This window comes from Draconibacterium halophilum, assembly GCF_010448835.1.
In the GTDB taxonomy this organism is placed as follows: domain Bacteria; phylum Bacteroidota; class Bacteroidia; order Bacteroidales; family Prolixibacteraceae; genus Draconibacterium; species Draconibacterium halophilum.
Window position 1 is genome coordinate 4047726 of sequence record NZ_CP048409.1, and the last position, 12075, is coordinate 4059800.

The 12075-nt window shown below is 40.4% G+C and carries 10 protein-coding genes; 5 read left to right on the forward strand and 5 right to left on the reverse strand.

The annotated features are described in order from the left end of the window. Positions 1-21: 21 nt before the first annotated feature. The 4 genes from G0Q07_RS16400 to G0Q07_RS16415 all read right to left on the reverse strand — a co-directional run bounded on the left by G0Q07_RS16400 (position 22) and on the right by G0Q07_RS16415 (position 5088). On the reverse strand, positions 22-2574 hold the full coding sequence (locus G0Q07_RS16400; RefSeq protein ID WP_163348178.1) for a TonB-dependent receptor: 2553 nt from the start codon (positions 2572-2574) through the stop codon (positions 22-24). Beyond that, entirely contained in the window at positions 2574-3434 is an 861-nt protein-coding gene (locus tag G0Q07_RS16405) for a FecR family protein (RefSeq protein ID WP_163348179.1), read from the reverse strand. The genes G0Q07_RS16400 and G0Q07_RS16405 overlap by 1 nt, the downstream gene beginning before the upstream one ends. Continuing rightward, on the reverse strand, positions 3427-3918 hold the full coding sequence (locus G0Q07_RS16410) for an RNA polymerase sigma factor (RefSeq protein ID WP_163348180.1): 492 nt from the start codon (positions 3916-3918) through the stop codon (positions 3427-3429). The genes G0Q07_RS16405 and G0Q07_RS16410 overlap by 8 nt, the downstream gene beginning before the upstream one ends. 105 nt (positions 3919-4023) lie before the next feature. Continuing rightward, positions 4024-5088 carry a hypothetical protein gene (locus G0Q07_RS16415; RefSeq protein ID WP_163344039.1) on the reverse strand — a complete coding sequence of 355 codons (1065 nt, stop codon included), beginning with the start codon at positions 5086-5088 and terminating at the stop codon, positions 4024-4026. 216 nt (positions 5089-5304) lie between these two features. Between G0Q07_RS16415 and G0Q07_RS16420 the strand changes: the two genes are divergently transcribed. Continuing rightward, the gene (locus G0Q07_RS16420; RefSeq protein ID WP_163348181.1) at positions 5305-6954 is read left to right on the forward strand and encodes an alkaline phosphatase family protein; all 1650 of its coding nucleotides are present in this window, start codon (positions 5305-5307) and stop codon (positions 6952-6954) included. A 25-nt stretch (positions 6955-6979) separates the two neighbouring features. Here G0Q07_RS16420 and G0Q07_RS16425 read toward each other — a convergent pair whose 3' ends face one another. Next, positions 6980-7381, reverse strand: coding sequence for a carboxypeptidase-like regulatory domain-containing protein (locus G0Q07_RS16425; protein ID WP_163348182.1), 402 nt, complete (start codon positions 7379-7381; stop codon positions 6980-6982). 445 nt (positions 7382-7826) lie between these two features. On the opposite strand from G0Q07_RS16425, the gene nuoE reads away from it, so the two are divergent. The 4 genes from nuoE to G0Q07_RS16445 are packed head-to-tail and all read left to right on the forward strand — an operon-like array spanning position 7827 to position 11848. Then, positions 7827-8303: an NADH-quinone oxidoreductase subunit NuoE gene (nuoE, locus tag G0Q07_RS16430; protein WP_163348183.1), complete on the forward strand. Its 477-nt coding sequence runs from the start codon at positions 7827-7829 to the stop codon at positions 8301-8303. Positions 8304-8313: 10 nt separating this feature from the next. Then, positions 8314-9498: a complex I 51 kDa subunit family protein gene (locus G0Q07_RS16435; protein ID WP_163348184.1), complete on the forward strand. Its 1185-nt coding sequence runs from the start codon at positions 8314-8316 to the stop codon at positions 9496-9498. Positions 9499-9519: 21 nt separating this feature from the next. After that, entirely contained in the window at positions 9520-11310 is a 1791-nt protein-coding gene (locus tag G0Q07_RS16440; protein ID WP_163348185.1) for an NADH-dependent [FeFe] hydrogenase, group A6, read from the forward strand. 34 nt (positions 11311-11344) lie between these two features. Then, positions 11345-11848, forward strand: a complete 504-nt coding sequence (locus tag G0Q07_RS16445) for a methylated-DNA--[protein]-cysteine S-methyltransferase (RefSeq protein ID WP_203532582.1) — start codon at positions 11345-11347, stop codon at positions 11846-11848. The last annotated feature ends 227 nt before the right edge of the window (positions 11849-12075 follow it).

Below are 12075 nucleotides of genomic sequence, written 5' to 3' on the forward strand. Positions count from 1 at the left end.
TAAAACGGCTTTGACCAATTATTAGAACTCGACATTCAAAAACAAAGCTGGAGTAAACGAAATTGCATCGGAATAAACACCAATAAGACTAACTTCGTCGATGGTGCTAATCCTGATATTCGAGTATTTAATGTTTTCGGTATTAAAAATATTCAGTACTGAAATTCCGGCTTCAGCTTTCACCTTTCCCGGCTTGAACTTATAAACCAAAGCTGCATCTAACCGGCTGTAAGCTTTATTGAAATTCAGATCGTTATCAACGTCAATATCATAGCGCTCGAAACCTGAACCGTAAACATAATTTGCCGACAGATAAAACGACTTATAATTGTAAACCCCCGCAAATTTCAGCTCGTGCTTTTGCTGATGTGGTGCCGGGCGCCATGCGTTTATCCGAAAATAAGGAAACTGCTCTTCCGTGTTACTCAAGGTGTACGAAACCCAGGCCATGTTCCGTTTGTATTCTTTTTTTAGAAAAAGATCGAGCCCTTTACTTCGTGCCTTTCCTTCATAAAATCCCTGACTAACAAACATATTACCATTTACGTAACGGCTCAATCCATCAGTGGTTTTATAAAAAGCCTCGGCACTAGCCGTAAATCCGTATTTTTGATAGGACAACCCGGCCACAAAATGTTCGGCACTTAAAACCGGAATTTGATCATCGTTTGAATTCGTCCAAAATTCGGTGTAATTATTTGTACTGTCGAGTACCGTTGTTTTTGATATGAACTGGTTGTACAGCCCCCATGAAGCATTTATTTTCATGTCATCAAAAACAGAAAACGATGCCGAAATCCTCGGCTCAACATACCATTTACTGGGTTTGGTATTATAAATCAACCGTACACCCGTTTTTAATTCCAGCAACTCTCCAAGCGGATATTCATCCTGCAAATAGGAATAAATGCGCGGTGACTCGTTGTTAATGTCAATCTGTTGTTCGTCCAGCGAGAAGCGTGATAATTCAACCTTATTATTTATTGCGCCGGCACCTATTAGTAAACGATGTCCCTGATGAAAGTTTAATGTATGCTCGGCATTAAAACTTATTTCATCCACGGTATTTTTGGAGTCCAAATGATTCAATATATTGATATTCCCGTTTTGATAATTTTCTGTTTGGGCTTTCTGATACACCTGACGCTCAAACGCCGAATAGGCAAAAGTTAAGTTCGTTGCATCCCCGTTATTCCATGGGTAATTCAATTGTGCCGATCCGCCTAACTGGTTGTTTTGTTCCTGCTCTTCACGTGTCCATAAAACCCTTGCTAAACGGGCATCCATATCGTAACTAAAATCATCACCTCCACCATATAAGCTAAGTGAAAAGCGACTTCCGTCATCCCCCTTAAACGTATATTTCAGGTTGGCATCGCGAAAAACAAAATCGGGTTTTACTTCACTAATACGACTGGTTGCAGAACCGTTTCCGCGAGGACTTCCTGGTCCGGCACCGGATCCCGATCCTGAGATTTCTTCACGCGCAACAATATTTATACGCGTGGGATCGTACAACTGATGGTAGGTTTGGCGGTAGGCAGCCAGCAGTGATGACTTTTTTGAAAGCGGCAGTTGCACCATCGAATTTATTGTAATAGAATTGATATTGAATGTAAGAGTTGGTTTTAATAAGGTTCCGTCTTTGCCCTGAATATCAACAATTCCTCCAACACGATCGCCGTAACGGACTTCGTAACAGCCTTTCATTACTTCAATATTTTTTACCACCAAAGGATTTACAACAGCAATGTTATCGTTAAAATTCTTCAGTCCGAAAACGGTAAATCCATCAAACTGAATTTTACTATGACTTTCGTAAGCGCCCCAAATAAGCAAGTCGTTCGACTGCTCACCCGATGCCATAATTCCGGGCATTAAGCGCAAAAGGTTAAATACTGAATTATCGCCATAACCGGGCAGGATGGGTGCAATCTGGTGGTTAATTTTCATTCTTCCGGCATTATTTCCAATAAGCGTCGATTTTTCGATGGGATTGCTATAAATCTGCACCTCTTTAATTCGCTCGATTTGCGGATAAAGCAGAAAACTGCGACTGAGACTTTGGGTAACAACCGTATCGTAAACAAAATAACCGAGGTGCGAAATCTGAAGATTATAGGAAGTGTCGGCCGAGGCAATAAAATTAAAATGCCCCTGCAAATCGGAGCGCACCGGACGACGATTAATAAGAATATATGAATAAGGAAGCGGTTCAAAAGTGTTCGCTTCCAGCACTTGTCCTGAAATTTGTGTTAGCTCCGGCTTGTTGTCCCGTTTTGGGATAATGAGCAAAACATCGCCCGAACGTTCAATTTCAAGTGGAAAATCTTTAATGAGAAAACGCAGTGCTTCTTCATCGCTGTTGAAAGTTTTTTTGTTGGCACTGACTAAAAAACCGGAGAGTAAATCGCTGTCGTAGGCAAACTGAAAGCCATACTTTTCCTTTAAATCGATTAAAACCTGATTTAAAGGGATTTTGCGTGTGTTGATTTCTATTTTCGTTTGGTTTTGTGCTGCCAGTTGCATTACGGCCAGCAGCATTATTAAAACCATGACGGTTAACTTCCTCATTAACTTTCGTCTGTCACGTTGTAAACATTATTCGCTTGTTTTTCGAACTTCAGATTCATTGGTTTGCAAACAAAATCCAACACATCTTCAACGCTGTGTTGTTTTGAAAAATTACTTCCGAAGTTACGATTATTTAATTGCGGATCGAGTTTTATTGTTACGGCATACTGGCGCTCAATTTCGTCGATTACTTCTTTTAACGGACGCCCGGTGAAGTAGAAATAATTTTGTTTCCAGCTTATCGCCTTTTCGGGTTCAAACATTTTGGTAACAACCAGTTTCCCTTCTTCCAGTTCAACATGATTTTGAGGTAGAAGAACTACTTTTTCGTCGCTTGGCGAAGTAACCTGAACTTTTCCCGTGAGACAGGTTACGCGGTAATTTTCTGCGCGGGCATAAATATTAAAGGAAGTTCCGAGAACCTGCGTAGTTCCATTATTGGACACAATAGTGAAAGTCGATCCTTTTTCAACATTAAAGAAACCTTCACCTTCAAATTTCAGTTTACGTTCCCATTTCCATTTTAGCGGATAATAAACCAGTTTTGATCCAGCATTTAAATCCACACTCGATCCATCGGGTAATTCGGCTACCAGGTGTTCACCGGGCATGCATTCTATGGTTTTCTGCCAGGATGAAATGACTGCTCCGAATCCCAAGATCAACATGACTGCGGCCGCCGCTGCCCACTGAATCCAATTGTTTCGGAACGAGACCACTTTCGCCGTTTTTTTGTCCATCTTGCTTTGCAGCTCATTCCAAACATCAGCCTCCGATTTCTCCCAGTTGATCTTTCCTTTTCCGAAAAGATTTTTTTCGAAATCGATTAACGGATCGTTATGTTTATTTTTATCATTCATTTGTTTTTAAACTAGTTCGCAAAAAGTGAAGCGCGAGCCTCATTCTCTTTTCTACGGCTTTTACACTTACCCCAACCATTTCGGCAATTTCGTTGTAAGTGAGTTGATCAACGCGGCTCATCAGGAAAACGGCTCGCTGCTTTTCGGGCATTCTTTGCAACGCGTAACTATAATTTTCCTTCAGTTGCTTGAAGACCAGGTCTTCTTCCGGGTTGCGCGTATTTTCATCCGGTTCATAATGCTTAAAAAATTCAAAAGAACGTTTTTCTTTTCGGTAGTATGACACAAACAGGTTGTTGGCAATTTTAAAAAGCAGACCTTTCACCCTGGCGTCATCAATTTTATTTTGCTTCTCCCAAATCTTCAGAAATGTTTCCTGCGCAATATCTGTAGCCAATTCGGTATTTCCCGAACGATAGAACATATAGTTACGAACCTGGTTGAAATGTTCATCAAAAAGCTTTTTAAATTCTTCTTTTGTCAAAACGCGGAAACAATGATTAGAATGTTAAAGTTACATCTATTTGCGGGATTGAGAAATACCGGGAGATCCTAAAAATACATCCCGGTATTATCTACCCACTACTCACTATCCGTTGCCGTTATGATTTTGATTGCCATTTTGATTTTGGCTGCCGTTTTGATTGCCATTTTGATTTCCGTTTTGATTTCCGTTTTGATTTCCGTTTTCACCGGTGTACTGATGTTGGTTCCTATTCTGATTTTGTTTTGCCAACCCGTTATAATTTTTTACCGAAAGATCAATCACCTCATCTCCGGCATCGGTTGTCAACAGTGCATAATGGTCGCATTCCTCTCCACTTTCGTTATAACCATAATCCAGTACCGAAACCAGCTCTCCTCCAACATGAACTTCAACCACTCCTTCAACCATGTACCTGCACATTGTCAGTCGTTTCAGCGGAGTAGTAATTACTTTACTATAGGTTTCTTCGGTTCCATCGGGCCAAACAATTGTTCCGGTAACTTCGCCGGTAATAATCACGATATCATCACTTTGCATTTCGGGCGTATCAAGTCCGGCCAGCCACTGCCAAACACGTTCGGCACTGCGCGTAACGGTTGTTCCGTTGGGATACATAAAGGTCATTTCCGACTCGAATTTACGGAATGTACTGTCTACTTTATCAACTACAACTTCTGAGGTACCGGATATCAGCATCGAATCAACAGTAAAATCATTAAAGTTTACCAATCGTGAATAATCCTGGCTATTTCGTGGCGCTGAAATTACCATTACAATTTCTCCGCTAAGCACCTTCCCATTATTCAGCACTGTGCTATCGCCATAATTCAACGTAATCGTAAGCGGATATCCGGTACTATCGCCTTCCTCTATGGTTACATCCGGACATTGATTTTCGAAATAGCGCAAGTTGCTGTTCCATCCAAAAAATTTGCCCATTTGCCACCAACGTGTAAGAATCGGTTCGGCATTGGCAAAAAATTCCACTTCGTAATTACATTCGGTAATGGCAGCTTCGGCCTGCACTTCGGCCACTGCAATTTCGGCCGATTTTAAGGTTTGTTCGTCACTCATCCCGGGAATATCAATACCGTCGTCGGTAGTTGTATTACACGAGAACATAAACATTGCTAAGGCAACAACTGAAAATCCAATAATTTTTTTCATGACATTATATTTTAATGATTATTTCTACTTGTTATCCGCACAAGACTCGCCATACCCTACTCTTTTGCGTGTTTTTTTTCTGAGTTATTTTTAATCATTAGCTCAAACTTCTGACAAACAATATTTTGTATCGGCTATTTTTTTTTGGCTTTGCAAAATTCCTTTGTTGAAAGCATTCAAAATGTTTACTTTTGGCTGCTCAAATCAGTATAGAATATGAAGGCAGGCGTAGTTATAGTTTTAGGTTTTATTCTTTTATTTCTTGGTGGCCAAACACAGGCACAAAACAATGAACCGATTAATAGCGGGAAACCCAAAGTGGTAATTGGTATTGTTATTGAAAACATGCGCCCCGATTACATTCAGCGCTTCTGGGATAAATTTCAGTCTAGCGGTTTTAAAAAGATCTACACGCAAGGGGCAGTTTGCCAAAACGTAAAACTTGCACTGCACGAACAAAATTACGCCAGTGGAACGGCCACTCTTTTTACCGGCGTTCATCCATCCATTCACGGAATCGTTTCAAATAAGTGGTACGACCGTTTGAAGAAAAAAGAAATTGACAGCACCGAAGATGACTACTACTTTACAGTTGGTGCCGATACCGAGGCCGGCGATGCTTCACCAAAGAACCTGCTTTCCAACACCCTTACTGATAATCTTAAAATATTAAGCGGCGGTAAAGCCAAAGTTTTTAGTGCTGCGTTAAACCGCGAATCCGCTATTTTTACTGCAGGTCACGCGGCTGACGGAGCCTATTGGTTCGATCCCAAATCGGGAAGAATGATATCGAGTTCGTTTTATGTGAGTACTTTCCCCGATTGGGTGCGTATTTTTAACAGCGAAAATTATGCCGATGTATACAGTCATCGAACCTGGACTACACTGCTCCCGGAAGCAAGCTACACCGAATGCCTGCGCGACGACTATCTGCTGGAGCGCGGTTATTTCGGCGAGTTTAATACTTTCCCGCATTCTATAAATAAATACATTAAACGTACCAACGATTTCAGACCGTTTAAAACAACGCCGTCGGCCAATATGATGATCAAAGATTTCACCCTGCGTTTATTGGAGAACGAAGAAATTGGAGCGGATAACGTAACCGATTTTGTTACGGCTGTTTTTTCGAGCATGGATTATGAAAATGGTTCTTTTGGACCGGCATCGCTTGAAATGATGGACACTTATTTGTACCTCGACCAGTACATTGGAGAATTAGTTGATGCTGCCGAAAAGAAATTCGGACAAGACAACGTTTTGTTTTTCCTGACGGCCAACACATCAGCTTCCTATCCGATTGAGTACCTGAAAGAAGAATTTCACCTGACTGTTGATTATTTTAATATTGAAAGTGCTATTGCGCTGCTAACCTCTTACCTGAACATTACTTATGGCGAGAAAAAATGGATTGAACATTATTCTGATCTTCAGCTGTATTTCGATCATGATATCATTAGTAAAAGCGACAATGTAACCCTGAATGAGCTGCGCGAGGTGTCATCAAATTTTATCAACCAGTTTACCGGAGTGCAGGTATCCATGCCAGCTTTTCAGTTAGAGCAGGGAAGCTCGGCAAACGGATTGTTTGAGCCCTTATACAATACGTATCACAAAAACCGCTCGGGCGATTTTATCTATACATTAAAAGAAGGCTGGCAACCGAGTTATAAATATAAACGTGCTAATTACACCGATCAATCGCGCATTCCGCTAGTGGTTTGGGGAAATGGTATAAAAGCACAAAAGATAAGCACAATGCACAATGCTGTTGATCTGGTACCAACACTGGCAGAACTTATCTCCGTGCCGCTACCAGATAAATGCCAGGGGAAAATTATTAAAGAAATACTGGAAATGAAATAAGATAAAGTGTTTGCGACTTTTCGCGCTAAAACACTTTAAATCCTTTTCTGTCGTTCTTCTTCTCCGTTTTTAGCTCTGCATGAACCAGATCGTTCTTTTTCTGTCGGGTTTTGCCACTAAGCAGTGGTTGAAGGTTTACGAACAGCGTAGTATCAGAAACAACTTTTACATGATGTAAAACCGGTTTAAACCCTCCGTTTGATACCGACAAATCTACATCTCCTTTATCAAGAATAAGTTTATAAAATCCATTCTGATTGGTAATTGTTCCAATTCCGGAATTTTTATCGAAGATACTAACGTTTTCCATGGCTTTTCCGCTCGCCCCATTGTTAACATAACCTGTTATGGTAACGATCTGCGCCCAACTCATGCCAGGAATTACTAATAATAGCAAAGCGAAATGGGTGATTAATACTGTTTTCATTTTTTAAACTTGTTTTAATTGTTATATGGCTCTATAAAGTTAGACAAAAAAGAGGAGAGAAAGGTTGCTTCATCCTTTAATTTTCTTTAAAAACATTGTTAACGTTTAGTAAATTTCACCAGCAACTAACAATCTTTATTTAGACTACATAGCATTATATCCCACACAAAACCTTTTCGGCAACACAAGTACACATGACAAAAGTTAGGCTATTGCAACTATTTAAAATGAGATTTAATTACAATACACGTTTCCTGCTGAATAACATCATGTTATGAAACAAATACACTATTTTTTTCTATGATAACTGCTTACATTTGTTTATAATTAAATAAAGAATTTTTTCTTTATTCTAAAACCAAATTTGTAACAGACCTTGCCTTAACCGGCGCACTGCTTAACAATAACAACTAATAACCAATTTTAAATACAAAAAACTTGTCTCATGGATCCAATCCAAACCTTAGTTAAAAACCTGGCAGATAAACATGGTAGAAGCCGGGAAAGTGTATTACCAATTTTGCAAGGAGTGGTTGAACAGGAAAAATTCCTTTCGGAACGTTCGATGATCGAGATTGCAAGAGAGATTGACATTCCTGCAGCCGATGTTTACGGAACAGCCACCTTCTATTCATTTCTTGAAACCAAGCCTGCCGGAAAGTTTATTATTCGGGTGTGCAAAACGATTACCTGTGCCATGAAAGGAAAAAACCAGGTTTTGTTTGCCATACAGGAAATGCTTAAAATTAATTTAGGGGAAACCACCCCCGACAAACAATTTACCTTATTGGAAACCAACTGCCTTGGTTGGTGCCATAAAGCACCGGCAATGCTTATAAACGATGAAATTTATACCGAGCTCACTCCTGAAAAAGTGAGAGAAATTTTAACGAGCCACATGAAAGCGAACGCTAATCATTAAACCAGCAATTATGGCAAATTCACATCAACTAAAACGTGTTGATTTCATTTTTAGAAATGAAAACGACTGGGAAAAAGTACTTTCTACTACCATAAAAAAGAAACCACAAGAGTTAATAAACGCGCTAATCAGCTCAGAACTCAAAGGACGAGGAGGAGCCGGCTTTCCAACCGGACTAAAATGGAAATTGACTGCCGAATCAAAAGAAAAGCAGAAATATGTGATTTGTAATGCCGATGAAGGTGAACCCGGAACTTTTAAAGACCGCGAGATCTTATCGCGCGTACCATACAAAGTGCTCACTGCAATGGCCATTTGCGGATACATTACAGGAGCCAATAAAGGGTACATCTACCTTCGTGGTGAATACAAATTTCTACTACCAGAATTGAATAAAGTTATTGATGAATTCAGTTATTACTGTAAAGAGATTAATCTCGATTTTAACATTGAGATTTTCATGGGCAGCGGTGCATATATTTGTGGAGAAGAAACGGCATTAATGGAGTCGATGGAAGGAAAACGAGGCGAACCACGGAATAAACCACCATTCCCAACCCAAGCAGGATATATGGGCAAACCAACCGTAATAAACAATGTAGAAACGCTGGTTCACTCCTTTACCATCTTTAAATACGGAGCAAAAAAATTCTACGATCTGGGCGTTCAATATTCACGGGGCACCAAACTTTTTTCGGTATCGGGCGATACTCCCAAACCGGGAATTTACGAACTGGAGCTGGGTATGAGCCTTCAGGATTTTGTGTATGAATTTGGCGATGGAGATACCAAAGCTGTTCAGGTAGGCGGTGCATCAGGATTTCTTGTTCCGCGCAAAAAATTTAAAGATGCAGCCATTGGTTTTAAAGGAAAACTTACTGGAATTTCACTTCCAACAGGAGGCTCAATGATGCTATTTAACAGTTCGCGTTCCATGTTTAATGTTCTTGATAACTACCTCGAGTTTTTCCGCGAAGAATCGTGCGGACAATGTACTCCATGCCGTGTTGGTTGCCAGCAATTGCTTTTAGGAATTAAAGCAGTTAAACGTGGTGAAAAACCTGCTTCGTATCTCGATAAATTGTTGCGCCTAACCGAAACCATGCAATACACTGCTAAATGTGGTTTAGGCCAGTCGGTAGCAAACTCCTTTTCGTCGATTGTTGCAAATTTCAGAGAAGAAATGATCTATTAAATAACCGGAAAAAGAAAGAAAATGAGCAAGAAATTAAATATGACAATAAACGGTCTTCCGGTTGAGATTTCCGCTGGGAAAACCATTTTAGAAGCTGCAGAAGAACAAGGATTAAAAATTCCAACGTTGTGTCATCATAAAGATTTGTGCGTTGCCGGAAACTGCCGGGTTTGTGTAGTTGAAGTAACCGGACAAAATCGTCTGTCGGCGGCTTGTGCCACACCTTGCGAAGAAGGCATGGAGATTCTCACCAACAGTTTAAAAGTACGTAACTCGAGAAAACAAATTATTGAATTACTTTTGGCAGAACACAATGCCGATTGTACCAAATGTTACCGCAATGGAAACTGCGAGTTGCAAACACTGGCCTCGGAGTATAAAATTATGACCCAGGACTTTCTGGAACTGGTTCCATTAAAGAATTACACTATTGATGCTTTTTCGCCTTCCATTATAAAAGACGACAGCAAATGTATTAAATGCCAACGCTGTGTAAGAACCTGTGCTGAATTACAAGGTGTTAACGCGCTTACTGTTGCCCACAAAGGCGACCAAATGAAAATTACTACATTTTTCGAAAAAGCCATGCGCGATATAGTTTGTACAAACTGTGGGCAATGCGTAAATCACTGTCCAACGAGTGCGTTAGTAGAGAAAAATTATATTGAAGAAGTTTGGGAGGCTATCGCTAATCCGAATAAACATGTGGTTGTACAAACAGCGCCTGCGGTTCGTGTTGGACTGGGCGAAGAACTTGGTCTCAAACCGGGAAAACGTGTTACCGGCCAAATGGTAGCTGCATTAAAACGTCTGGGATTTGATTCCGTTTTGGATACTGACTTTACTGCCGACCTTACAATTATTGAAGAAGGTACAGAACTGCTCACCCGCCTGAAAAAAGTCTTGGTTGAAAAAGACGAATCGGTAACCTTGCCGATGGCAACGTCCTGCTCTCCGGGTTGGATAAAATACATCGAACACATGTATCCTGAACATCTGGAAAATCTATCGACATGTAAATCGCCCCAGCAAATGTTTGGTGCCTTGGTAAAAACCTATTATGCTAATGCACGTAATCTTGAGCCTGAAAACATTGTTTCAGTATCGATTATGCCATGTACGGCAAAAAAATACGAAGCTTTTCGTCCGGAAATGCACGATAGTGGTTACCGCGATGTTGACTATGTATTAACTACCCGCGAGCTGGCTATTTTAATAAAACAGGCTGGTCTCGACTTTAATAAACTTGAACCGGTTAAATACGACCGTTTGATGGGAGAATCTTCTGGTGCCGCTGTTATTTTCGGAGCAACCGGAGGTGTTATGGAAGCCGCTTTGCGTACGGCTTACGAAATTGTAACTGGGCGTGAAGTTCCGTTCGAAAACCTTAACATTACACCGGTTCGGGGAATAGATGGTATTCGTGAAGCATCCATAAAAATTGAGAATCCGGTTAAAGAATGGGCTTTCCTTGATGGGGTGGAACTGAAATGTGCGATTGCACATGGATTAGTTAACGCTAAAACCGTTATGGATTCCGTACGGGCAGGAACTGCCGATTACCACTTTATTGAGTTTATGGCTTGCCCTGGCGGATGCTTGGGAGGAGGGGGACAACCAATTCCTACCAATCCGGAAATCAGGCAAAAGCGTTCAGAAGCAATTTATGCCGAAGACGAAGGCCTGTTAATTCGAAAATCGCATGAAAATCCGGAAATTAAAAAGCTTTATAAAGATTTCCTGAAAGAACCACTGGGTGAAGTATCACATCATCTGCTGCATACTCAATATACGAAAAGAGATAGATATTAATTACGAGCCTAACTTTCCTTAAAATCCGGTATCTTTGGGTATCGGATTTTTTATGGGAAATTTTAAAAATTATATTAACTCTCCTATAGGCTGGCTCGAACTTGAAGCAACAGCGAATGCATTGTGCGCCGTAAGGTTTAAATCAGTTGAAGGAATTGCCAGTACTGAAATCCCTGAAATTCTCAACCAAACCAGGATCCAACTGGAAGAATATTTTTCCGGTGAAAGAAAAGAGTTTAACCTGAATATTGAACCTCATGGAACTGAATTTCAGCAAAAAGTATGGAACTTTGTTGAACGGGTAAAATTTGGAACAACAGCAAGCTACCTGGATATTGCAAAACAAACGGGATCGGATAAAAACACACGAGCCGTTGGATTGGCCAACGGAAAAAATCCAATACCCATAATTATCCCATGCCACCGTATTATTGGTAGTTCAGGAAAACTTACCGGTTATGCCGGAGGTATTGAACGAAAACGCTGGCTGCTTAATCATGAGCGTTCTCACACTCCTTCCACCGGACGACTATTCTAATTACGGGAATAATGTCCCAAAACGAACTCCATCACGGAGCCACAAAACACCCCTACCAATCTGTCTTACTGAGTATTATGCTTTTCGGCATGCACTTTGTTAAACCAATGCGAAATCAGGAAGATAAAAGATAAGGAAGCTATAATAAGTTAACCTTAAGAAATGGAACTCAATTTTGGGTTCCATTTTCTTTTGCTGATAATCTGATATATCCTATATTCACAACA

Coding starts and splice junctions, on each gene's coding strand:
- G0Q07_RS16400 (WP_163348178.1), bottom strand. CDS start 2,574: ATGAGGAAGTTAACCGTCATGGTTTTAATAATGCTGCTGGCCGTAATG.
- G0Q07_RS16415 (WP_163344039.1), bottom strand. CDS start 5,088: ATGAAAAAAATTATTGGATTTTCAGTTGTTGCCTTAGCAATGTTTATG.
- G0Q07_RS16405 (WP_163348179.1), bottom strand. CDS start 3,434: ATGAATGATAAAAATAAACATAACGATCCGTTAATCGATTTCGAAAAA.
- G0Q07_RS16425 (WP_163348182.1), bottom strand. CDS start 7,381: ATGAAAACAGTATTAATCACCCATTTCGCTTTGCTATTATTAGTAATT.
- G0Q07_RS16440 (WP_163348185.1), top strand. CDS start 9,520: ATGAGCAAGAAATTAAATATGACAATAAACGGTCTTCCGGTTGAGATT.
- nuoE (WP_163348183.1), top strand. CDS start 7,827: ATGGATCCAATCCAAACCTTAGTTAAAAACCTGGCAGATAAACATGGT.
- G0Q07_RS16420 (WP_163348181.1), top strand. CDS start 5,305: ATGAAGGCAGGCGTAGTTATAGTTTTAGGTTTTATTCTTTTATTTCTT.
- G0Q07_RS16435 (WP_163348184.1), top strand. CDS start 8,314: ATGGCAAATTCACATCAACTAAAACGTGTTGATTTCATTTTTAGAAAT.